We start from the raw sequence: 21,200 nt of genomic DNA, 5'->3' as shown, positions 1-21,200 counted from the left end.
CTATCGCGAGCAGGCTCGCTCCCACAGTTTTTGCGGCTTAACTGACAGCTCTCAAGCGTTGCCGGCCAACTTCATCCGCGCCGCCTGCGTGAAATCAAGCATCCGCTTCAACGGCCGCACCGCCTGCGGAATCAACGCCGGATCAACGAAGATCTCGTTGGTCCCTTCACGCAAGCTCTTCAGCGTGCGCTCAAGCGTATTCATCGCCATCCACGGGCAATGCGCGCAACTGCGGCACGCTGCGCCGTTACCGGCCGTTGGCGCTTCGATAAAGACCTTGTCCGGGCACAGCTGCTGCATCTTGTAGAAGATGCCGCGGTCGGTCGCGACGATCAGGGTCTTGTTTGGCAGACTTTGCGCAGCAGCGATCAGTTGACTGGTGGAACCCACCGCGTCGGCCAAGTCGATGACTGCGGTCGGCGACTCCGGGTGCACCAGAATGGCCGCATCCGGGTACAGCGCTTTCATGTCTTCGAGCTGCTTGGCCTTGAACTCTTCGTGGACGATGCAGGCACCGTCCCACAGCAGCATGTCGGCGCCGGTCTTGCGCTGGATGTAAGTACCCAGGTGCTTGTCCGGGGCCCAGATGATGGTTTCGCCGTTATCCATCAGGCTTTCAACGATTTCCAGCGCACAGCTGGAAGTCACCACCCAGTCCGCCCGCGCCTTGACCGCCGCCGAAGTGTTGGCATACACCACCACCGTGCGCTCCGGATGCTGATCGCAGAACGCCGAGAACTCGTCTACCGGGCAACCCAGGTCCAGCGAGCAAGTCGCTTCCAGGGTCGGCATCAGTATGCGTTTTTCAGGGTTGAGGATTTTCGCGGTCTCGCCCATGAACTTCACGCCGGCGACCACCACGGTCTTGGCCGGGTGGGCATTGCCGAAGCGGGCCATCTCCAGAGAGTCGGAGACGCAGCCACCGGTTTCTTCGGCCAGGGCCTGAATGACGGGATCGCAATAGAAGTGGGCAACCAGCACCGCGTCCTGAGCCTTGAGCTCGGCAGCGATGGCAGTACGGTAATAAGCCTCTTCCTCGGCCGTCAGCGGTTTGGGCTGCTTGGCGTCGAGGTGGGCTTGAACCAGAAGGCGTTCGGAAATCTGCGTCATGTTCGCAAGACCTGCAGGCGCTTTCGCGCGAAAGTCGAGTATACACCCGGCTCCGGACCCTTCGGGGTACCGCCGGGAGAGTGAGTATTCATCAGGCGTGGATAGCGTTGAAGCTGCGCAAGGCTACAGAATATCCCGTGGATGCAAAAGATGATTCTGACCTGCATCACCCGGACTGAGTCGAGCTCAAATCGCGGGCAAAAAAAAACCCGGAAATCCTCACTTACGTGGGCCTTCCAGATTTTTTAAAATGGTGGGTCGTGTGGGATTCGAACCTACGACCAATTGGTTAAAAGCCAACTGCTCTACCAACTGAGCTAACGACCCGCTGTGTGGTGGCGCGTATAATACTGATTTTTAAGGACTATTCAACACCTAATTTGAAATAAATCAAAAATAAGGTGTTGGGTCAGTCACACCGGCCGCCGCGAAGCCTTCTGCACGCAGGCGGCAGCTGTCGCATTTACCGCAGGCGCGGCCATTATCGTCTGCCTGATAGCAGGAAACGGTCAGCCCGTAATCGACGCCAAGCTTCACGCCAGCCTGAACGATCTGCGCCTTGCTCAGGTTCTGCAGTGGCGCCTGGATACGGAAGCCCTGCCCTTCTACTCCGGCCTTGGTCGCCAGGTTGGCCATGCGTTCGAAGGCTTCGATGAACTCGGGACGGCAATCCGGATAACCGGAGTAATCCACCGCGTTGACACCGATAAAGATGTCACGTGCGCCCAGCACTTCGGCCCAACCCAGCGCCAGGGACAGAAACACGGTGTTGCGCGCCGGCACGTAAGTCACCGGGATACCTTCACCCGGCGTTTCCGGCACATCGATGCTAGTGTCGGTCAGGGCCGAGCCGCCGATACCGTTCAGGTTCAGGCCGATCACCTTGTGCTCGACCACACCCAAGTCTTGGGCGACGCGTGCGGCGGCATGCAATTCGGCGTGAGACCGCTGACCGTAATCGAAGCTCATGGTGTAGCAGCGGTAGCCTTCAGCACGGGCCATGGCCACGACTGTCGCGGAGTCGAGACCGCCGGACAGCAGGATGACCGCACGTTTTTCTGCAGTGTTCGTTTGTTCAGTCATTTCAGCGCCCCGGCTCGTCATTCCAAAGATATTTATGCAGCTGCAATTGCAGACGCACAGGCAGATTGTCCGCCACCACCCAGTCCGCCAGATCACGCGCGTTCAGGTCATGGTGGCTCGGCGAGAACAGGACTTCGCCGACACGCTGATCCAGACCGTATTGAATCAGCTTGGACACGGCCCAGTCGTAGTCTTCCCGCGAGCAGATGACAAACTTTACCTGATCGTTAGGCGTGAGCAGCTCGATGTTCTCGTAGCGGTTACGGTGCGCTTCTTTCGAACCCGGGGTTTTCAGGTCGACGACGCGACTGACCCGTGGATCGACCGCCGAGATATCCAGCGCGCCACTGGTTTCCAGGGACACTTCGTAGCCGGCGTCACACAACTGCTTGAGCAAGGGAATGGCATTCGGTTGCGCCAGGGGTTCGCCACCCGTGACACAAACATAACGCGGACGAAAACCGGCCACTTGCTCGAGGATGTCGTCGAGCGTGCGAATGGTGCCGCCAGTGAACGCGTAGGCGCTGTCGCAGTATTGGCAACGCAATGGGCAACCGGTCAGGCGCACAAAAACAGTGGGCAGCCCGGCAGTCCGCGTTTCACCCTGCAACGAGTAGAAAACTTCGGTGATTCTCAATGTGTCTTGCATAGTCGCCACGGGCGTAACAGCTAAACAGGCTGTCCGCCTCCGTCAGGCACTTCAAGGAACCTCGCCAACGCGCAGATCCCAAAAAGCGTGTTTCATAAAAAGGGCGTGAATTCTAACGAAAAAACCCGCGACAAGCGCGGGTTTCTTCGAAACGGGTCAAGCAGCCCTTACATTTTTTGCAGATCACGCTGGGCCAACTGAGCGGCGGAAGTACCCGGATATTGGGACACAACCTGCTGCAGAATGCCTTTGACCCTGTCGGTATGACCGAGGCGGCGCTCTACATCAGCGAGCTTGTACAGCGAATCAGGCACTTTGGGGTGCTTGGGGTACAGCTGCGAAACCTTGGCAAATGCCTGACCTGCACCTTGCAGATCGCCTTTGGCCAGGTTCACTTCACCCAACCAGTACTGGGCATTGCCCGCGTATTGGCTGTTCGGGTATTTGCGTAGGAATGCGGCGAAAGCCTGGCTGGCCTTGTCGAAATCCTTGGCTTTGATCAGGTCGAAGGCTGCATCGTAATACAGTTTTTCCTTCGCCGGATCAGCCGGTTCGCTACCCGCGGCAGGCGCTTGTGTGGAAGTGGCAGCGGCTGCCGCTCCAGCACCTGCGCCGGCTGCTGCACCGGGGGCATTCAAATTGCCACCGGTGGAAGAATTATCAGGAGTCGCGGCTGGTGCAACGCCGGTTCCTATGCGCCGATCAAGATCCTGATATCGCTCCAGGTTCTCTTGCTTCATGCGCGCTACATCATTTTGCAGAACTTCGATCACACCCTGTTGGCGTGAGATCTGCTCCTGCATCGATTGCAGTTGGTTGAACAGCTCGCCCTGTGCCGAGACAGGGGCCGAAACCCCTCCCCCGGCATAGGCGCCGTTCGTACCGTAACCCGCAGGCGGATAACTACTCCCGCTATTGTTATAGCCGGAGTTGTCCTCGACCACAGGAACCGCAGCCCACACCGCAAGCGGTGCGAGGCTGAGAGCCAAAACAGTTACAGCACGACGGCACGTTCGCATGACGAATTACTTACGCAGTTCGACGCGACGGTTTTGAGCCCAGGACTGCTCGTCGTTGCCGGTAGCAACTGGACGCTCTTCGCCGTAGGAAACCAGTTCCAGCTGAGCTGGGGAAACACCTTGCAGTACCAGGTAGCGCTGAACGGCTTTCGCACGACGCTCGCCCAGTGCCATGTTGTACTCACGAGTACCACGTTCGTCGGTGTTGCCTTCCAGAACAACGCGAGCGCCGTTTGCTTTCAGGTCTTTGGCGTGAACGTCCAGAGCGCGCATGGCTTCTGGCTTCAGGTCCGAGCTGTCGTATTCGAAGTAGAAGGTGGTGATTGCGCGCAGAGCAGCTTCTTCGCTCAGGGAGCCGTCAACAGCACCAGTGTTTGCGCCGTAACCAGCGTTTGGATCAACAGCGCCTTCACCGGCATTGTCGCCGCCTTTGGACGAGCAACCTACAGCTACAGCCATGGCCAGAGCCAGCGCAGCAAATTTACCAAACTTCAGCATTTCCATCGTGAAACTCCTAATGAACCCCAGTGTGTTAAGTACAACGTGTAGCGCCGCGTCAGTTCAGGTAAGGGGACCAGGAAGGTTCTCTGACTTCGCCTTGTGCGGTAGGAAGCGGGAGCCTTACGCGTCCATTAATGGACACGAGCATCAAGACTCCCCGGCCCTGCTGGCGGGTGGCGTAGATTACCATGGTGCCGTTGGGCGCAACAGTAGGTGACTCGTCCAGAGTGCTATCAGTGAGGATCTTTACACTACCTCGCTGCAAATCCTGGGCTGCCACCTTGAAATTGGTGAAGCCTTCCTGACGATGGATCATCACCAGGGTCTTTTCATCGGCCGACAGTTTAGGGTTGGCGTTGTAGTTACCGATAAAGGTCACACGCTCCGCACCACCACCGCTTGCGCTGGTTTTGTAGATCTGTGGCTTGCCGCCACGGTCGGAGGTGAAGTAGATGGTCGAACCATCTTTACCCCAGAACGGTTCGGTGTTGATGCCTTGACCGTTGGTGACGCGACTGATCTGACGCGAACCCAGGTTCATTACATAAATGTCCGGGTTGCCGTCTTTCGACAGTACGAACGCCAGGCGCTGACCATCCGGCGACCATGCTGGCGCACCATTCAGGCCTTCGAAGTTGGTGATCTGCTCACGGCGACCGGTGTCGATGTTCTGCATGAAAATGCGCGGACGCTTCTGCTCGAACGACACGTAGGCAATACGCTTGCCATCCGGTGCAAAACGCGGCGACAGGATTGGCTCGCGCGATTGCAGCAGCGTCACGGCACGGGCACCGTCATAGTCCGAACGTTGCAGCGTGTAGCGAGTGTTCTTCTCGGAGAACCGCTCGGCCGTCACATACAGCAGACGAGTCGAGAACGCACCTTTGATACCGGTGAGTTTCTCGAACGACTGGTCGGAGATGTAGTGCGCCATGTCGCGCAGTTGATCGACGCTGCCCGACACGCTGCCGGTCAGCACTTGCTGCTCGGTGGCGACGTTGAACAGTGCGTATTGAACCTGCAGGCGACCGCCCGCTGGAACGATACTGCCGACCATAATGTACTGGGCGCCAACAGCCTTCCAGTCACGGAAAATGATTTCGCTCGCCTGGCTTGGCTGGCTGATCATGTTCTGCTTTGGAATCGGTGCGTAGTAACCCGAGTTACGCAGGTCGTTACCGATGATTTCGGCCATGTCATCCGGCAGCACGGTGCCACCCTGGAAACCGAATGGCACTACGGCAATTGGAGTTGCCTGGGAGCTACCACTGCTGACCAGGATATTTTTTTCATCTGCCGTGGCCAGTCCCGCAAAGCAGAACATGACTACAAGCAGTCCTCGAAGAAGGTTTCTCACAAGGCTAGATCCTCAGGTGTGAATGTCATCTTGAATGAACGATAGGGTGCGAAATCAGCTGGCTTCAGACCCTGCATTTCGGTCAATCGACCAATATTTTTTACCGCCGCTACCGCTGAACTGTCGAACGGCACATCACCACTGGAACGGGCAACCGATACGCCGGAGATCGTTCCGTCAGGCAGCATGTTGATTTGCAGGATCACTTTCATGCCCTTGCGGGCCGACGGTGGCTGCGCCCAACCTTCAGAAGCACGCGAGCGAATCAGGTCATCGAAGTTGCCGGCGACTTCGTCACCCTGCTCATCGGCCAAGGCCTGCTGACGCTGCGGCGTGTCGGAAAGCAAATCTGCCAGGGCCTGAGCCTTTTTCTCATCGACGGATTTACGTGCCGCTTCCTGCGATTTTTTCTTCGCGGCATCGGCAGCAGCTTTCTTCTTCGCGTCTTCGGCGACTTTCTTCTTCGCCTCTTCAGCTTCAGATTTCTTCTTGGCGTCTTCCGCGGCTTTCTTCTTCGCGTCTTCGACGATCTTTTTCTTCGCTTCTTCAGCGGCCGCTTTCTTGGCCTCTTCTTCAGCAGCTTTCTTGGCTTCTTCTTCAGATTTCTTCTTGGCTATATCAGCCAATTGTTTCTCTTCGGCCTTTTTGGCTTCGGCGGTCTTCTTGGCTTCATCGGCTTTCTTGGCTTCATCAGCCTTTTTTGCCTCTTCCGCTTTCTTCGTCTCGTCGGCCTTCTTGGATTCTTCGGCTTTTTGAGCCGCATCTTCCTTCTTTTGTTCCGCGGCCTTGATCGCTTCCTGCTCGATCTTTTTCTGTTCCATCTGTTCGACTTCGGTCTGGCGCGCAGCAGATTTCTGCGCTTCACCCGCAATCTTCTGATTGGTTTGGGTGGTCGCCCGACTTTTCGATTTCAACTGGTACAGGGTCGCCTGGACGATCGGCTTGGCCGGCGGCAGCTCCGGTGTGAAGGCGAAACTGACAAACAGCATGCCGAAAACCAGCACGTGCAAGACAATCGCCCAGACACTAGGCCAGAAGTAGCTTTCCGAGGCGGACGGCTCTCGCATTTGCTGCATCAGGGTGCCTCGGTAATCAAGCCAACATTACCGACCCCGGCTTTCTGCAACCCGCCCATCGCGCCCATGACGGAGCCGTAATCGACAGTCTTGTCGCCGCGAATGAATACCTGGGTACGCTTGCCGCCTTCAGTACCGGCGCGAATGATCTTGGTCACCGCGTCAGTCATTTGCGGCAAGGTCATGGCCTTGTCCTGCTGCTTTTCGGTGTCGACTTCGCTGCCAAGGTTCCAGTAGTAGGTCTTGTCAGACTTGATCGAAATGGTCAGGACCTGAGTGTTGTTGTCCTGCGGCAAGGCTTCGCTGGAAACCTTGGGCAGATCAACTTTCACGCCCTGATTGAGCATCGGCGCGGTCACCATGAAGATGACCAGCAGTACCAACATCACGTCGATGTAAGGCACCACGTTCATCTCGGCAACCGGCTTGCGCTTTTTGCGAGCTCGAGCGATTAAAGCCATTGGAAATTACCTGCTTATTCTTCGCTGGTGTGCACTTTGCGGTGCAGGATCGCCTGGAATTCGTCGGCGAAGGTGTAGTAACGGCCCAGCAGGGTTTCGCTGCGAGCAGCAAAACGGTTGTAAGCGATAACGGCCGGGATGGCGGCGAACAGACCGATCGCGGTAGCAATCAGTGCTTCGGCAATACCCGGGGCCACAGTGGCCAGGGTCGCTTGCTGGGCAGTTGCCAGACCACGGAAGGAGTTCATGATGCCCCAGACCGTACCGAACAGACCGATGTACGGGCTGACGGAACCGACGGTGGCGAGGAATGGCAGGCTCTGCTCGAGCTTTTCTTCCTCGCGGGAGATGGCCACGCGCATGGCACGGGCCACGCCTTCCATGACCGCTTCCGGGTCAACGCCTGCCTGCTGACGCAGACGGGAGAACTCCTTGAAGCCGGCACGGAAGATCTGCTCGACGCCCGAATCCGGATCAGGGTTGCTACCGGCCTGACGGTAGAGTTTGGACAGGTCGATGCCAGACCAGAAGCGCTCTTCAAAGCTCTCCAGGGCACGTCGACCGGCGCGCAGCAAGTTGCTGCGCTGAAAAATCATGATCCATGAGGTCACCGATGCGGCTACCAGGATCAGCATTACCAGTTGCACCACAATACTGGCATTGCTGACCAGGCTCCACATGGAGGAATGGTCGACGACGTTAGCTTCCACGCTTTATCTCCTGCTTTGAGTGTGTACCCGCGCCGCTCACGTCGGCAAAGGCCGCACGTAGAGCTTCGGGAATGGCCCGGGGTTTTAAACTGTTGGTGCGCACACAGGCCACCAGAAACTGCCCTTCGCAGAGCAGCGCATTATCCGTAGCCCGCCTGACTTGCTGCTTGAAGCGCAGGCTGACCCGGTTCAATTCAATTACTTCAGCGCTTACCAGCAGTTCGTCGTCCAGTCGCGCCGGCGCGTGGTAACGCGCTTCGCTGGAATGCACGACAAACAACAGGTCCTCCCCTGCCAGCGCCGACTGGGCAAAGCCCAGCTCTCGGAGCCGCTCGGTTCGAGCCCGTTCCATAAACTTGAGGTAATTGACGTAATACACGATGCCGCCCGCATCGGTGTCCTCGTAATAAACGCGACAACGATGTGCGAAAGGCTCAAGCCCGTTTTGCGCGCGCATACTCTAGTGCTTACTCCTCAGGTTGCCAATCCGGCCAGGCAACTGTTTTTCATTGATTCGCGGCTTTCTGGCGAAAGTACGGTCCTGGGACAGCACAAACCCCGAATAAATCAGCGCGCAAAGGTGACTAATCGTCCACGGCATCGAGGAACTCGTCTACCACGGGCATCTCGCCTAATCGTGACGGGATGTTTAAACCGAAGTGCAGGTACGCATGCCGAGTGACCACCCGCCCCCGCGGAGTGCGCATGATATAGCCCTGCTGGATCAAATATGGCTCCAGCACGTCTTCAATGGTGTGGCGTTCTTCGCTGATCGCCGCCGCCAGACTGTCCACCCCCACCGGCCCACCGTCGAATTTCTCGATCATGGTCAGCAGCAGGCGTCGGTCCTGATGGTCGAAGCCTCGCTCGTCGACATCCAGCAGGTTCAGCGCCAGGTCGGCGATCGGCTTGGTGATGTGGCCCTTGGCGCGGACCTCGGCAAAATCCCGGACCCGGCGCAGCAAGCGGTTGGCGATACGCGGGGTGCCACGGGCACGGCGGGCGATTTCGAAGGCGCCTTCCGGGTCCAGTGGCAAACCGAGAATGTTCGCCGAACGGCTGACAATCGTTGCCAGGTCGGCGGTGCTGTAGAACTCCAGACGCTGGACGATCCCGAAACGGTCGCGCAACGGGTTGGTCAGCATGCCGGCCCGGGTGGTTGCGCCGACCAGGGTGAACGGCGGCAGATCGAGTTTGATCGAGCGCGCGGCCGGCCCTTCGCCAATCATGATGTCGAGCTGGAAATCTTCCATGGCCGGGTACAGCACTTCTTCGACGATCGGCGACAACCGATGGATCTCGTCGATGAACAGCACGTCATGGGGTTCAAGGTTGGTCAGCAACGCCGCCAAATCACCCGGACGCTCGAGGACCGGCCCCGAGGTGCTTTTGATCGACACACCCATTTCCTGGGCAATGATGTTGGCCAGGGTGGTTTTACCCAAGCCCGGAGGGCCGAAAATCAGCGTGTGATCCAGGGATTCATTGCGCCCGCGCGCGGCCTGGATGAACAACTCCATTTGCTCGCGAACGGTCGGCTGGCCAATGTATTCGGCCAGGCTGACGGGACGAATCGCCCGGTCCTGGACTTCCTCGCGGTCACGGGGACCTCCCGTGGCGGCGATCAGACGATCAGCTTCAATCACTTAGATCATTCCCTTAAGGGCACGACGAATCATGTCTTCACTGCTCAAACCTTTCTCCTTGATCGCGGAAATCGCCTTGCTGGCCTCCTGCGGCTTGTAGCCCAGGGAAATCAGCGCGCTGACCGCGTCATTTTCGGCGGTGGCGACCGGAGGCGCATCTGGCCCACCCGGCTGGTTTGGCACCAACGCGAACATCGCCGGTACGGTTTCCCACGCTTTGAAGCGGTCCTTGAGTTCCACCAGCAAACGCTCGGCCGTCTTCTTGCCCACGCCCGGCACCTTGGTCAGCGCCGAAGTATCCTGCGACTGCACGCAACGAACCAGCTCGTCGACCTCCAGGCTCGACATCAAGGCCAGCGCCAGTTTCGGCCCCACACCATTGAGACGGATCAACTCGCGAAAAAAGTCTCGCTCGCGCTTGCCAAAGAAGCCATAGAGTAACTGCGCGTCTTCGCGTACGACCAAATGGGTGTGCAAGGTCAGCGGTTCACCGACCGACGGCAAACGATAAAGCGTGGTCATGGGTACTTCCAGCTCATACCCCAGACCGTTTACATCCAGAATCAGGTGCGGCGGCTGTTTCTCAGCCAAAGTGCCGCGCAAGCGTCCAATCACGTTTCAGATCCTTGAGCCTTGGCCAGATCAGTGCTGGCGACTGACAGAACGAGGGTTTTGCGCCGACAACACAGGCGCAAAACCCTCATTCCATAAAAAATGATTGCTGATGCTATCAGAGACGCAGGCGCCCGCCACGACTGCGTGCTGTACCCAGACCATGAGGCAACAGGCTGGAACGGGTGTGAGCGTGGCAAATCGCGATGGCCAGGGCATCCGAAGCATCGATTTGCGGCTTGCTGGTCAATTTCAGCATGTGCATGACCATCATTTGCACTTGTTCTTTGTTCGCCCCGCCGGTGCCGGTCACCGCCTGTTTGACCTGGGTCGCGGTGTATTCGGCGATTTCCAGGCTTTCCTCGGCACCGGCCACGATGGCTGCGCCGCGGGCCTGACCGAGCTTGAGGGCGGAGTCGGCATTGCGCGCCATGAAGACTTTTTCAATGCCCATGGTCACCGGGCCGTAGGTCTGAATGACTTCACGCACGCCCCGATAGACGATTTGCAGGCGCTCATGCAGCTCGCCGGAGCCCGTGCGAATGCAGCCCGACGCCACGTACACGCAGCCACGCCCGGTATCACGTACCACGCCATAACCGGTGATACGCGAACCGGGGTCGATACCAAGAATTAAAGTCATAACGCCTGCGGGTTAGGTAAGAGCACGATATTCAATACAGCGAATAACAAATGTGGGAGCTGGCTTGCCTGCGATGGCGTAGGCACATCAAACAATGATGTAGCCTGACACGCCGCCATCGCAGGCAAGCCAGCTCCCACACTGAATCTTAGTCGCCCTTATCCGAGCTGTGCGGCCACCGACTCTGGAATGTCGGCGTTGGAATACACGTTTTGCACGTCGTCCAGGTCTTCAAGCATGTCGATCAGCTTCAGTACCTTCTCGGCGCCTTCCAGGTCCAGTTCGGCACTGGTGGTCGGCAGCATGACGATTTCCGCGTCATCGCCCTTGAAGCCAGCAGCCTCCAAAGCGTTGCGCACGGAATAGAAGCCGGCGAACGAGGTGAACACGTCGATCGAGCCGTCTTCGTGGGTTACCACGTCATCGGCGTCGGCCTCCATGGCCGCTTCCATCAGCGCATCCTCATCAACACCTGGCGCGAAGGAAATTTGCCCCTTGCGCTCGAACAGGTAGGCCACCGAACCGTCGGTGCCGAGGTTGCCGCCGCACTTGCTGAACGCATGGCGAACAGCGGCTGCGGTGCGGTTGCGGTTGTCGGTCATGCATTCGACCATCACCGCCACACCGCCCGGGCCGTAACCTTCGTAGGTCAGTTCGACCATGTCGTCGGTATCGGCGGCACCGGCACCGCGAGCAACCGCGCGGTCGATGATGTCGCGGCTCATGTTCGCACCCAGCGCTTTATCCAGCGCCAGACGCAAACGCGGGTTGGAGCCCGGATCACCGCCCCCCTGACGAGCAGCAACCGTCAGTTCACGAATCCACTTGGTGAAAATCTTGCCCTTCTTGGCATCCTGACGTTCTTTGCGGTGCTTGATGTTCGCCCACTTGGAATGACCCGCCATAACTCGCTCCGAATTATCTTTGAAACATTGCCCGCCACGCCATGATGCGCCAGCCAGCAAAAAAAAATCTCGACCCTATCTATAAAGAAGGGGCGCATCCGAAGATGCGCCCACAAGGTCAGTCTTACTCAGCCTTTGGCGTTTCGCGCAGACGAATGTGCAGTTCGCGCAATGCCTTGGCATCCACCAGACCCGGAGCCTGAGTCATGACGCAGGCAGCGCTCTGGGTTTTCGGGAAGGCGATCACTTCACGGATCGACTGGGCGCCGGTCATCAGCATCACCAGACGGTCCAGACCGAAGGCCAGGCCACCGTGCGGCGGCGCGCCGTATTTCAGGGCGTCGAGCAGGAAGCCGAATTTCTCTTCCTGTTCCGCTTCACTGATACCCAGCAGACGGAACACCGACTGTTGCATTTCCTTGCGGTGGATACGGATCGAACCGCCACCCAGCTCGGTGCCGTTCAGGACCATGTCGTAGGCACGGGACAGCGCGGCTGCCGGGTTGGCTTCCAATTCTTCCGGGGTGCACTTCGGCGCGGTGAACGGGTGGTGCAACGCGGTGAAGCTGCCGTCGTCGTTTTCTTCGAACATCGGGAAGTCGACGACCCACATCGGGGCCCACTCGCAGGTCAGCAGGTTCAGATCGTGACCGACCTTGATCCGCAGCGCGCCCAGGGCTTCGCTGACGATCTTGGCTTTGTCAGCACCGAAGAACACGATGTCGCCGTCAACCGCACCAACGCGATCAAGGATCACATTGAGGTTGGCTTCAGGGATGTTCTTGACGATCGGCGATTGCAGACCTTCGACGCCTTTGGCGCGCTCGTTGACCTTGATGTACGCCAGGCCCTTGGCACCGTAGATGCCGACGAACTTGGTGTAGTCGTCGATCTTGCTGCGCGGCATGCTTGCCGCGCCTGGAACGCGCAGAGCGGCAACGCGGCATTTCGGGTCGTTGGCAGGGCCGCTGAACACCTTGAAGTCGACTTCTTTCAGTTGATCGGCAACGTCAACCAGTTCCAGCGGGTTACGCAGGTCCGGCTTGTCGGAACCGTAACGACGCATGGCCTCTTCGAAGGTCATGTGCGGGAAGTCGCCGAACTCCAGGTCCAGCACTTCCTTGAACAGGTTGCGGATCATTTGTTCGGTGATGCCCATGATCTCTTTTTCATCGAGGAAGCTGGTCTCGATATCGATCTGGGTGAATTCAGGTTGACGGTCGGCGCGCAGATCTTCGTCGCGGAAGCACTTGGCGATCTGGTAGTAACGGTCGAAGCCGGCCACCATCAGCAGCTGCTTGAACAGCTGTGGCGATTGCGGCAAGGCGAAGAAGCTACCTGCGTGAGTACGGCTCGGCACCAGGTAGTCGCGAGCGCCTTCTGGCGTGGCGCGGGTCAGAATCGGCGTTTCGACATCGAGGAAGCCGTTCTCGTCCAGGAAGCGACGGATGCTGGTGGTCATGCGCGAACGCAGACGCAGCTTCTCGAGCATTTCCGGGCGACGCAGGTCGAGGAAGCGATAACGCAGGCGGGTTTCTTCGCCGACGTCGGAGAACTCGTTGAGCGGGAACGGCGGGGTTTCCGCTTCGTTCAACACTTCCAGCTCGTAGCCCAGCACTTCGATCATGCCCGACGCCATGTTGGCGTTGGTGGCACCGGCCGGACGCAGGCGAACCTTGCCGGTGATCTTCACCACATATTCGCTGCGCACGCGATCGGCGGCGGCGAAGGATTCAGCGCGGTCCGGGTCGAACACCACCTGAGCCAGACCGTCACGATCACGGATATCGAGGAAAATCACCCCACCGTGGTCACGGCGACGGTGAACCCATCCGCAAAGGGTAATTTCCTGGCCTTCCAGGCTTTCGTTCAGTTGGCCGCAATAATGGCTGCGCATCATGGTAGTGGTTTCACTTCTCGTAATTCGAAATTCGGTTGGAGGTCTTGCCGCACCCCCACACTTAAACAAGGTGCCAGATGATGCAAGAGCTCACGCGTGTCATTCAGCCCGGGCGCTAGACCCTAGTCAGCTTTGTCGCCACCGGCCAGATTCTTCTTGGAACCGGTCTTGAAGTCGGTTTCGTACCAGCCGGTGCCGCTGAGGCGGAAGCCCGGCATGGACAGCATCTTTTTAAGCTCTGGCGCCTGGCAGGCAGGGCAGTCGACCAGCGGTGCTGCGCTGATCTTTTGAATGGCTTCCAACTGATGACCACAGGAAGCACATTGATAGTCGTACATCGGCATGGGGGTTGTCTCGGCGATCAGATTGCTACCGCGCATGCTGGGCTTTGCGGCAAAGGGCGGGATTATATCCATTAAATGCAGCCTGTGCAGCCGTAAGACTGCACAGACCGACACTCGACCCGATCAACCACCAACCGCTAAGCCATGACGAGGCAACTTCCCTCCTTCAGGCTGTGCACGACGCAGACCACGCGCACCAGCCCGGTGAAGTTCTTCACCCCGCCATGACGCAGATGCACTTCGCGATCCACGTGGGACAACAGCGCACTGACCGAGCAGCAATTGACCTTGGCCATATCACCCAAAATATCCCAATAGACCTGCTCCAGCCGCAAACAGGTCGCAAAGCCATTCAAACGCACTGACCGGGACAATGGCTGGGCCAGGCCAATATCGAATTCGCTGACTAATGAATCAATCCTTACGTCCTTGAGTGGACCGACCCTCCCCTCGTTTCGCCTGTCTTCATGAACCATACCGTTGACACTCCTTTGCCATCCTTGCTGCTTATAAGAGTCATATTCCGTTTCCTTATAAAAGCGCAGGCGCACAGGCATATCCAGATGACTTTATGACCATCAACGTAGGATAAGCCAACAACGGAGGGGAGATCATGGAGCACGTCCTAGGCCGGACGTTTTCCCACAAGAACTGACGCAACATCACTCAATGAAAAGGCAAAAGATCCGAGGAACACTGCGCGCGAACAACACTCAGCAAGCGTCATTCGCACACCGGCCAGTGGAAAGCACCGCTGGACTGCCTGATTTGAGTAGCCGCGGGCTTTGCTGTTAAATAGGCAGTGTGTCGCTACCGCCTATTTTCCGGGGGTTGCGCATAGGCTGATACCGGGTACGTGTCCAACGCCTCTTATTGTTCTGAAGCGAACCGTGCTCCATCAGCTCTTCCTTGTGATCCGTCTTAACGTGAGTTAATCAAAATGTTGAAAATCGTCCACCTGCTAATGGGCGCAGCAGCCCTGCTGCTGTCCTTCATCCCTAGCCTGCGATCCGAAGCGGTACCTTACCTGCAACAACCTGATGCGCTGTACCTGGCCTTTTTCGGCCTGCTCAACCTCACCCTTGCACCTGTTATCCCATACTGGAACAAAGGCCCGCGTCATCAACTGCAAAACCTGGTCAGCGCCCTGCTGGTTCTGGCTGTCGTGCTGCAAACCCTGACGCTGATCGCCCCGATGCCTGTCATCGCCGGTCAACCTGCCGTTCTGTTCAGTCTGGTCGTTGCCCTGATCGCCATTTTTCTGCACCTGGCCGTCAGCTTCTACAAATCTTCACCGGCCGCCGCTTCGCCAAGCTATGACATGAGCAACCGCGATACTGGCACCGTTAAATGGTTCAACACCTCCAAAGGCTTCGGCTTTATTTCCCGTGATTCCGGTGATGATATTTTTGTGCACTTCCGGGCAATTCGCGGTGAAGGCCACCGTGTTCTGGTCGAAGGCCAGCGCGTGGAGTTCTCTGTCATGAACCGTGACAAAGGCCTGCAAGCCGAAGATGTGATCGCCGCCCTGCCGCGTCGCTGACTCCAAGGCTAAAAAAAACCGCGAACAGCCCAGGCTGTTCGTGGTTTTTTTTATGACCTGCTTTTCTCTAACGTAGCTCACTCATGTGGCTCAGTAATGCGGCGGTGGCGCCTCTTCTTCGAAGGACTCGAACTGACCGGCCATTTCCTCTTGCCGCTTGAGCAATGCGGCCATTTGCAGTTGCAGGCGTTCCACTGCGCGCTGCTGCGTCGCCAGCACATCACTCAATGCCTGGATGGTGTCATCCTGAAATGCCAACTGGCTTTCCAGATCGGTAACGCGTTCTTCCAGGCTCATGACTCAACCCTCCAGAAACGTGAAATCATCGGTCAACACCAGGCGCAGCCGTTCGCGAATCGTCGCGATCTGCTCCGGACTGTAGGGTAAAGCCTGCTGCTTGCCCCAGACCGGAGCTGGCCAAGCGGCGTCCTCACGCTTGCGCACAATCACATGCATGTGCAACTGACTGACTACATTACCCAAGGCCGCGACGTTCAACTTGTCCGCATCGAATGAGTCCTTGAGCATTTCCGCCAGCGCGGTCGTTTCCTGCCACAGCTGCTGTTGATCTGCGACATCTAACTGAAATATCTCACTGATATCCTCGCGGCGTGGCACGAGGATGAACCACGGGTAGTTCGAATCATTGGACAACAGCAACCGACAGAGCGGGAAATCGCCGATCGGTAATGTGTCTTGTTGAAGTCGTGGATCTAAAGCGAACACAGCGCGCACTCCCCTCTGGTCATCTTTTTTCAGCTTAGCGCCCATACCAAAAGACGGCGGCACCAAGCGACAGGACGGCAGCATACCTGCGAATGCCACGCGCTTCACGACGAACTGCCGCCTGCAGCGTCCTCCGGGCGCCCCGACATGAGCCATTTTGATTCGGCATGCACCATGACAGAACCAGCCGCCGCACAAAAAATGCCGAAATGACCGATAAACAATGGGCTGTTCGATTCGACCACAAAGCGACACTGTGTGAATTCGGTACAGCAATTGAAATTTTTTGCACCAAAACAGCACAACGCGTCTACGCTCAGTGCGTCAGCATCCGCTAACTACTCACTGGCGGGGTGAACCGGTAACGTTTTTGGTTGTCGCCCCCATCAGTTCGATGTGGTAAACACGATGCGAAGCATGGCGTCAAGCCCAAGTAAAACGAGCTTGAACCCCCCGGTTTTATGGGGTTTTTACAGCAGCAGGCAAGCCTTTGGAAAAAAACAGCAACAGAATTCCGATTTGTGCACGCTTGTTGCATTCACACCTATATCGTCTATAAGGCGTCCGCTGGAAGTGGAAGCCTTAAGGCCAATAAAAACAGTGGCAGGATTGCCCGATGGAGATTCAAGTGCAGGACCAGGGACTCTTTTTTACCGATGCTCAAGCTATGGAAAACAACGCTGAAGTTGTCAGTCCGATTGCGTCGGGATTGTGAATTTGCGACATCTACCCAGCCATTTGCGACAGGGTCGTAAAGAAGCTGAAAGGTTAGATGCGCAAGTATCGCCAACATGGTCGGCGTGATATAAGTTTGCGCCGACACAAAAAGAAAGAGCCGCCCGGATAATAAAACAGGCGGGACGGCAGTACTCTTCTAAAAACCAAAGGAGCAAATCACGATGCGCGTGATGAAGTGGAGCATGATCGCACTGGCTGTTGCAGCTGGTACCTCTCAGTTCGCAGTGGCGTCTTCTCAAGATGACTCCAAGGGTTTCTTCGGCGACCAGAGCTTGAAACTCAAAACCCGTTTTGAGTACATGAACCGTGATTTCAAGAACGGTGCACGTAACAACGCAGACTCCGGCTATCGTCAGGAGTCCGGTATCAGCCAGTTGCTCACTTACGAGTCGGGCTTCACTCAAGGCACAGTAGGCTTCGGTCTCGATGCCATGGCAATGGGCGCGGTCAAACTTGACGGCGGTTCGGGCCACCGTGGTACCGGTCTGTTCGCAGTCGATAGCGATAACAACCCTGAAAAATCCCAGGGCAAGATTGGCGGTGCAGTAAAACTGCGTCTTTCCGACACCGTGCTGAAATACGGCCAGCAGTTTGTTGCCAGCCCAGTATTCGCTACTGACGACAGCCGTATGCTGCCAGAAGTTGCTACCGGTACCCTGATCACTTCCAAAGAGATCAAAGGCCTGGAACTGACCGCCGGTCGCTTCACCGCTCTGAGCAAACAAACCGGCATGGCTCGCGACAGCATCGGCGGCCTGCCAGATGAAGATGGTAATCACGGCAAAGGCCTGAGCAACGGCATCAACATCTTCGGTGCCAGCTACTCTTTCACTGATAACTTCACCGGTGCTGTGGCTGCGTCGGATGCTGAAGACTACTTCAAAAAATACTACGTCAACCTGAACTACACCCTGCCAATCAACGACGATCAGTCCCTGAACTTCGACTTCAACGGTTATAAAACCAAAGGCGATGACCGCGGCGATCAGGTTGACGCCATTGGCGACGGCACCCTCGGCGTAGACAACAATCTGTGGTCCCTGGCCGCTGCCTATAGCATCGGCGCCCACAAGTTCACCGTTGCTCACCAACGCTCCAGCGGCGACAACGCTTACTACTATGGCGTTGACGGCAACAGCACTATCTTTGTAGCCAACTCCATTCAGATCTCCGACTTCGTAGGTCGCGACGAGCGCTCCTGGCAGGCTCGCTACGACCTGAACATGAAGACCTACGGTGTACCGGGCCTGAGCTTCATGACCCGTTACGTAATGGGTGATCACATCACCACCAACGGTCTGGGCGAAGGCAAGGAAAACGAGTGGAACGTTGAGTCCAAGTACGTTATGCAAGAAGGTCCAGCCAAAGACCTGTCGTTCCGCGTACGTTTCGCCAACTATCGCTCGAACGGCGCTTACAGCGGCTATGCATCTGACAACTACGACACCCGTGTAATCATCGAGTACCCACTGAGCATCTTGTAATTCAGCGGTAGTACGATAGCTACACCAGCAACAAACAAAAACCGCTTACCTGATTCCAGGTGAGCGGTTTTTTTGTATCCACTACATACTCAGCGCCAACACAACTTCTTAAATAGCAAGCTAACTAGTTTAAACCTGACCTCATCGCCAGGTTATATCCGAGACGTTATTGCGGCACAGTCTCCTGAACCATACGAATAACTCGCTGCGGAAACGGAATATCGATACCGGCTGTTTTCAGTCGATCACGGGATTGTTCGTTAAACATGAACATCACATTCCAATAGTCGGCGGTCTTCACCCACACCCGCAGGGAAACAGTGATCGAACTGTCACCCAGCGTAGAAATTACGGCTTCCGGTGCCGGCTCAGCCAATACACGCGGATCTTTGGCCAGGTTCAGCAACACTTCGCGGGCCTTCTGCAAGTCCGCCTCGTAATCCACACCCACATCAAATACCACTTTGCGAGTCGGTTGACGGTTGGTGTTGGTGATGATGCCGTTCGACAGATTGCCGTTAGGCACGATGATGGTTTTGTTATCGCCGGTACGCAGTACGGTGTGGAAGATCTGGATGCTGTCGACAGTACCGGCAACACCTTGGGCTTCGATCCAGTCACCGATGCGGAACGGGCGGAACAACAGAATCAGCACGCCGCCGGCGAAATTCGCCAGGCTGCCCTGCAAGGCCAGACCGATTGCCAGGCCGGCGGCACCGATGGCGGCGACGAACGACGTGGTTTCGACACCGATCATCGAGGCCACGCTGACGATCAACAGAACCTTGAGGATGATGTTCGCCAAGCTGCTGATGAAACCTTGCAGCGCCAGGTCGGCGTTACGCAACGCCAGCAGGCCGCCAAGCTTTTGCGTGACTTTGTTGATCAGCCACCAGCCGACGGCCAGGGTAATCACCGCCAGCAGCACGCGGCTGCCGTATTCCATGATCATCGGAATCCAGGCTTGGGATGCCTTGACCAGGTTGTCCACTTCAGCATTCAAATCCATCTTTTTTCTCCTGATTTCCGGCTACCCGGCACGCAAAAAATGAGCGGCAGAAAGACCAAACCCGTGAGGACCCAGTCGTTTCTGCCGTTGCTTGGGCCTCGGACGTCGAAAACGCCAAGAGGTTCCCGCTTGAAAAGTCAGTCGCGGAAGTTATTGAACTGCAGTGGCATGTCGAACGTCTTGGCGCGCAGGGCCGCGATGGCTTCCTGCAAATCGTCACGCTTCTTGCCGGTAATACGCACTTGCTCGCCCTGAATGGCGGCCTGGACCTTGAGCTTGGCGTCTTTGACGTGAGCGACGATTTTCTTCGCCAGCTCTTTGTCGATGCCTTCCTTGAGGACCGCTTCCTGCTTCATCAACTTGCCCGACGCGTAGGCATCCTTGACTTCAAGGCACTGCACGTCGATCTTGCGCTTGACCAGGGCCAGCTTGAGGATCTCGATCATCGCTTCGAGCTGGAAATCGGCTTCCGCGGTCAGGTTGACGGTCAGGTCCTTTTCCTTGAACTCGAAGGTGCCTTTGCCTTTCAGGTCATAACGACGATCGAGTTCCTTGACGGCGTTCTCGACCGCGTTGGTGACTTCGTGTTTGTCCAGTTCGGATACCACGTCGAACGACGGCATGTAATCTCTCCAATAAAAAGGCACGCTCGATAACGAAGGAGCGCGCTTGGCTTGCGGTTAAAATCGGGCTCATTATAACGGGTCTTTTCCAACCGATACTGCGAGCCTCACATGCCAGCGACAAACCGGGCAAAAAGCTGATGTCTACCCCTTGGCATATTTTGGGCGCCGGCAGCCTCGGCACCCTTTGGGCCACACGTCTGGCGCGGGCTGACGTTCCGGTCAGGCTGATCGTGCGGGACGCGACACGCTTACAGGCCTATCAGACGGCTGGCGGGCTGACGCTGGTCGAACATGGCGAAGCGCAGCTGTATCCGGTGCCCGGCGAAACAGCCGACAGCGACGAGCCTATCAGCCGTCTGCTGGTGGCCTGCAAAGCCTACGACGCCGAAGAAGCCGTAGCCCGGCTCGCTCACCGGCTGACACCCGACGCCGAACTGATCCTGCTGCAGAACGGCCTCGGCAGTCAGGACGCGGTTGCCGCGCAGGTGCCTCAGGCGCGCTGCATCTTCGCCTCCAGCACCGAAGGCGCATTTCGCGATGGTGATTGGCGTGTGGTGTTCGCCGGTCATGGCTACACCTGGCTGGGGGATGCCGGCCACCCGGTGGCGCCGATCTGGCTGGAGGACTTGAGCGCCGCCGGTATTCCTCATGAGTGGAGCACGGACATCCTCACAAGGCTGTGGCGAAAACTGGCGCTCAATTGTGCGATCAACCCGCTGACCGTGCTGCACGAATGCCGCAACGGCGGTTTGCAGCAACATCATTGCGAAGTCGCCACCCTGTGCGCCGAGCTCACCGAGCTGCTTGAGCGCTGCGGCCAGCCCGCAGCGGCGGAAAATCTCCGGGAGGAAGTCGAACGGGTGATCCAGGCCACCGCGGCCAATTTCTCCTCGATGTACCAGGACGTCGCGAATCAGCGCCGCACCGAAATCAGCTACCTGTTGGGCCATGCCTGCAAAGTCGCGTCGCGGCATCAGTTGAACCTGCCCCACCTCAATCAATTGCAGCAGCGCTTGATCACCCATCTGCGCAGCCTTGGATTGCCCAGCGACTGAGCA

At 57.3% G+C, this 21,200-nt stretch carries 24 protein-coding genes and 1 tRNA gene; 3 read left to right on the top strand and 22 right to left on the bottom strand.

Annotation, left to right across the window (positions count from 1 at the left end; translation table 11 throughout):
- Positions 1-51: 51 nt before the first annotated feature.
- The 18 genes from nadA to KGB18_RS16985 all read right to left on the bottom strand — a co-directional run bounded on the left by nadA (position 52) and on the right by KGB18_RS16985 (position 14,492).
- Positions 52-1,110, bottom strand: a complete 1,059-nt coding sequence (gene nadA / locus KGB18_RS17070; RefSeq protein WP_123719285.1) for a quinolinate synthase NadA — start codon at positions 1,108-1,110, stop codon at positions 52-54.
- A 251-nt stretch (positions 1,111-1,361) separates the two neighbouring features.
- Positions 1,362-1,437 (bottom strand) — tRNA-Lys (locus KGB18_RS17065).
- Between the two features lie 63 nt (positions 1,438-1,500).
- Positions 1,501-2,193 carry a 7-cyano-7-deazaguanine synthase QueC gene (gene queC, locus KGB18_RS17060; RefSeq protein WP_123719286.1) on the bottom strand — a complete coding sequence of 231 codons (693 nt, stop codon included), beginning with the start codon at positions 2,191-2,193 and terminating at the stop codon, positions 1,501-1,503.
- A gap of 1 nt (position 2,194) precedes the next feature.
- Positions 2,195-2,842: a 7-carboxy-7-deazaguanine synthase QueE gene (gene queE, locus KGB18_RS17055; RefSeq protein ID WP_223570268.1), complete on the bottom strand. Its 648-nt coding sequence runs from the start codon at positions 2,840-2,842 to the stop codon at positions 2,195-2,197.
- 167 nt (positions 2,843-3,009) lie between these two features.
- Positions 3,010-3,861 (bottom strand): tol-pal system protein YbgF, encoded by an 852-nt coding sequence (ybgF, locus tag KGB18_RS17050; protein ID WP_223570267.1) that lies wholly within the window; start codon positions 3,859-3,861, stop codon positions 3,010-3,012.
- A 6-nt stretch (positions 3,862-3,867) separates the two neighbouring features.
- The gene (gene pal / locus KGB18_RS17045; protein WP_003178634.1) at positions 3,868-4,365 is read right to left on the bottom strand and encodes a peptidoglycan-associated lipoprotein Pal; all 498 of its coding nucleotides are present in this window, start codon (positions 4,363-4,365) and stop codon (positions 3,868-3,870) included.
- A 52-nt stretch (positions 4,366-4,417) separates the two neighbouring features.
- Positions 4,418-5,686 (bottom strand): Tol-Pal system beta propeller repeat protein TolB, encoded by a 1,269-nt coding sequence (gene tolB, locus KGB18_RS17040; RefSeq protein WP_201060569.1) that lies wholly within the window; start codon positions 5,684-5,686, stop codon positions 4,418-4,420.
- Positions 5,687-5,715: 29 nt separating this feature from the next.
- On the bottom strand, positions 5,716-6,795 hold the full coding sequence (gene tolA, locus KGB18_RS17035) for a cell envelope integrity protein TolA (RefSeq protein ID WP_008072426.1): 1,080 nt from the start codon (positions 6,793-6,795) through the stop codon (positions 5,716-5,718).
- Positions 6,795-7,247 carry a protein TolR gene (gene tolR / locus KGB18_RS17030; RefSeq protein WP_162556275.1) on the bottom strand — a complete coding sequence of 151 codons (453 nt, stop codon included), beginning with the start codon at positions 7,245-7,247 and terminating at the stop codon, positions 6,795-6,797. Before tolR ends, tolA begins: the two co-directional genes overlap by 1 nt.
- Before the next feature lie 23 nt (positions 7,248-7,270).
- Positions 7,271-7,966, bottom strand: a complete 696-nt coding sequence (gene tolQ / locus KGB18_RS17025) for a protein TolQ (RefSeq protein ID WP_052964284.1) — start codon at positions 7,964-7,966, stop codon at positions 7,271-7,273.
- A complete protein-coding gene (gene ybgC / locus KGB18_RS17020) occupies positions 7,956-8,423 on the bottom strand; it encodes a tol-pal system-associated acyl-CoA thioesterase (protein WP_007897031.1) in 468 nt (155 codons plus the stop codon). Before ybgC ends, tolQ begins: the two co-directional genes overlap by 11 nt.
- A gap of 127 nt (positions 8,424-8,550) precedes the next feature.
- Complete coding sequence (gene ruvB, locus KGB18_RS17015; RefSeq protein ID WP_034149142.1) at positions 8,551-9,612, bottom strand: Holliday junction branch migration DNA helicase RuvB; 1,062 nt, start codon at positions 9,610-9,612, stop codon at positions 8,551-8,553.
- Positions 9,613-10,227 carry a Holliday junction branch migration protein RuvA gene (gene ruvA, locus KGB18_RS17010; RefSeq protein WP_038981959.1) on the bottom strand — a complete coding sequence of 205 codons (615 nt, stop codon included), beginning with the start codon at positions 10,225-10,227 and terminating at the stop codon, positions 9,613-9,615.
- 115 nt (positions 10,228-10,342) lie between these two features.
- On the bottom strand, positions 10,343-10,867 hold the full coding sequence (ruvC, locus tag KGB18_RS17005) for a crossover junction endodeoxyribonuclease RuvC (protein ID WP_007897036.1): 525 nt from the start codon (positions 10,865-10,867) through the stop codon (positions 10,343-10,345).
- 158 nt (positions 10,868-11,025) lie between these two features.
- Positions 11,026-11,772 carry a YebC/PmpR family DNA-binding transcriptional regulator gene (locus KGB18_RS17000; protein WP_008072427.1) on the bottom strand — a complete coding sequence of 249 codons (747 nt, stop codon included), beginning with the start codon at positions 11,770-11,772 and terminating at the stop codon, positions 11,026-11,028.
- Between the two features lie 124 nt (positions 11,773-11,896).
- Positions 11,897-13,672, bottom strand: a complete 1,776-nt coding sequence (gene aspS / locus KGB18_RS16995; RefSeq protein ID WP_095054358.1) for an aspartate--tRNA ligase — start codon at positions 13,670-13,672, stop codon at positions 11,897-11,899.
- Positions 13,673-13,794: 122 nt separating this feature from the next.
- Positions 13,795-14,016 carry an FmdB family zinc ribbon protein gene (locus tag KGB18_RS16990; RefSeq protein WP_010457489.1) on the bottom strand — a complete coding sequence of 74 codons (222 nt, stop codon included), beginning with the start codon at positions 14,014-14,016 and terminating at the stop codon, positions 13,795-13,797.
- Positions 14,017-14,153: 137 nt separating this feature from the next.
- Positions 14,154-14,492, bottom strand: a complete 339-nt coding sequence (locus KGB18_RS16985) for a ribbon-helix-helix domain-containing protein (RefSeq protein WP_123719288.1) — start codon at positions 14,490-14,492, stop codon at positions 14,154-14,156.
- Between the two features lie 464 nt (positions 14,493-14,956).
- On the opposite strand from KGB18_RS16985, the gene KGB18_RS29910 reads away from it, so the two are divergent.
- Positions 14,957-15,559, top strand: a complete 603-nt coding sequence (locus tag KGB18_RS29910; RefSeq protein WP_038981954.1) for a cold-shock protein — start codon at positions 14,957-14,959, stop codon at positions 15,557-15,559.
- A 90-nt stretch (positions 15,560-15,649) separates the two neighbouring features.
- Here the strand turns inward: KGB18_RS29910 and KGB18_RS16975 are convergent, their stop codons facing one another.
- Both KGB18_RS16975 and KGB18_RS16970 read right to left on the bottom strand, forming a co-directional pair.
- Positions 15,650-15,856, bottom strand: coding sequence for a SlyX family protein (locus KGB18_RS16975; protein ID WP_050683199.1), 207 nt, complete (start codon positions 15,854-15,856; stop codon positions 15,650-15,652).
- 3 nt (positions 15,857-15,859) lie between these two features.
- A complete protein-coding gene (locus tag KGB18_RS16970) occupies positions 15,860-16,285 on the bottom strand; it encodes an HIT family protein (protein WP_007897048.1) in 426 nt (141 codons plus the stop codon).
- Between the two features lie 899 nt (positions 16,286-17,184).
- Here KGB18_RS16970 and KGB18_RS16965 point away from each other — a divergent pair.
- On the top strand, positions 17,185-18,507 hold the full coding sequence (locus KGB18_RS16965; protein ID WP_217854266.1) for an OprD family porin: 1,323 nt from the start codon (positions 17,185-17,187) through the stop codon (positions 18,505-18,507).
- A gap of 166 nt (positions 18,508-18,673) precedes the next feature.
- On the opposite strand, the gene KGB18_RS16960 is transcribed toward KGB18_RS16965, so the two are convergent.
- Together KGB18_RS16960 and KGB18_RS16955 are read right to left on the bottom strand one after the other, a co-directional pair.
- Positions 18,674-19,516, bottom strand: a complete 843-nt coding sequence (locus KGB18_RS16960; protein WP_223570266.1) for a mechanosensitive ion channel family protein — start codon at positions 19,514-19,516, stop codon at positions 18,674-18,676.
- A 137-nt stretch (positions 19,517-19,653) separates the two neighbouring features.
- Positions 19,654-20,139: a YajQ family cyclic di-GMP-binding protein gene (locus KGB18_RS16955; RefSeq protein ID WP_007906601.1), complete on the bottom strand. Its 486-nt coding sequence runs from the start codon at positions 20,137-20,139 to the stop codon at positions 19,654-19,656.
- Between the two features lie 140 nt (positions 20,140-20,279).
- On the opposite strand from KGB18_RS16955, the gene KGB18_RS16950 reads away from it, so the two are divergent.
- Entirely contained in the window at positions 20,280-21,197 is a 918-nt protein-coding gene (locus KGB18_RS16950) for a putative 2-dehydropantoate 2-reductase (RefSeq protein WP_123719539.1), read from the top strand.
- Positions 21,198-21,200 lie beyond the last annotated feature (3 nt).

Source organism: Pseudomonas sp. BF-R-26 (genome assembly GCF_019947395.1).
Lineage (GTDB): Bacteria > Pseudomonadota > Gammaproteobacteria > Pseudomonadales > Pseudomonadaceae > Aquipseudomonas > Aquipseudomonas farris.
The sequence above is the reverse complement of the archived record's forward strand: the minus strand, read 5'-3'. Positions and strand labels throughout refer to the sequence as shown.

What these genes read in the sequence shown, in the direction of transcription:
- KGB18_RS16955 (WP_007906601.1), bottom strand. Translation starts at nt 20,139, where the DNA reads ATGCCGTCGTTCGACGTGGTATCCGAACTGGACAAACACGAAGTCACC.
- nadA (WP_123719285.1), bottom strand. Translation starts at nt 1,110, where the DNA reads ATGACGCAGATTTCCGAACGCCTTCTGGTTCAAGCCCACCTCGACGCC.
- KGB18_RS16950 (WP_123719539.1), top strand. Translation starts at nt 20,280, where the DNA reads ATGTCTACCCCTTGGCATATTTTGGGCGCCGGCAGCCTCGGCACCCTT.
- tolA (WP_008072426.1), bottom strand. Translation starts at nt 6,795, where the DNA reads ATGCAGCAAATGCGAGAGCCGTCCGCCTCGGAAAGCTACTTCTGGCCT.
- KGB18_RS16965 (WP_217854266.1), top strand. Translation starts at nt 17,185, where the DNA reads ATGCGCGTGATGAAGTGGAGCATGATCGCACTGGCTGTTGCAGCTGGT.
- KGB18_RS16985 (WP_123719288.1), bottom strand. Translation starts at nt 14,492, where the DNA reads ATGGTTCATGAAGACAGGCGAAACGAGGGGAGGGTCGGTCCACTCAAG.
- queC (WP_123719286.1), bottom strand. Translation starts at nt 2,193, where the DNA reads ATGACTGAACAAACGAACACTGCAGAAAAACGTGCGGTCATCCTGCTG.
- ybgC (WP_007897031.1), bottom strand. Translation starts at nt 8,423, where the DNA reads ATGCGCGCGCAAAACGGGCTTGAGCCTTTCGCACATCGTTGTCGCGTT.
- queE (WP_223570268.1), bottom strand. Translation starts at nt 2,842, where the DNA reads ATGCAAGACACATTGAGAATCACCGAAGTTTTCTACTCGTTGCAGGGT.
- ybgF (WP_223570267.1), bottom strand. Translation starts at nt 3,861, where the DNA reads ATGCGAACGTGCCGTCGTGCTGTAACTGTTTTGGCTCTCAGCCTCGCA.
- ruvC (WP_007897036.1), bottom strand. Translation starts at nt 10,867, where the DNA reads ATGACTTTAATTCTTGGTATCGACCCCGGTTCGCGTATCACCGGTTAT.
- pal (WP_003178634.1), bottom strand. Translation starts at nt 4,365, where the DNA reads ATGGAAATGCTGAAGTTTGGTAAATTTGCTGCGCTGGCTCTGGCCATG.
- KGB18_RS16960 (WP_223570266.1), bottom strand. Translation starts at nt 19,516, where the DNA reads ATGGATTTGAATGCTGAAGTGGACAACCTGGTCAAGGCATCCCAAGCC.
- aspS (WP_095054358.1), bottom strand. Translation starts at nt 13,672, where the DNA reads ATGATGCGCAGCCATTATTGCGGCCAACTGAACGAAAGCCTGGAAGGC.
- KGB18_RS16975 (WP_050683199.1), bottom strand. Translation starts at nt 15,856, where the DNA reads ATGAGCCTGGAAGAACGCGTTACCGATCTGGAAAGCCAGTTGGCATTT.
- KGB18_RS16990 (WP_010457489.1), bottom strand. Translation starts at nt 14,016, where the DNA reads ATGCCGATGTACGACTATCAATGTGCTTCCTGTGGTCATCAGTTGGAA.
- KGB18_RS17000 (WP_008072427.1), bottom strand. Translation starts at nt 11,772, where the DNA reads ATGGCGGGTCATTCCAAGTGGGCGAACATCAAGCACCGCAAAGAACGT.
- tolB (WP_201060569.1), bottom strand. Translation starts at nt 5,686, where the DNA reads ATGTTCTGCTTTGCGGGACTGGCCACGGCAGATGAAAAAAATATCCTG.
- KGB18_RS29910 (WP_038981954.1), top strand. Translation starts at nt 14,957, where the DNA reads ATGTTGAAAATCGTCCACCTGCTAATGGGCGCAGCAGCCCTGCTGCTG.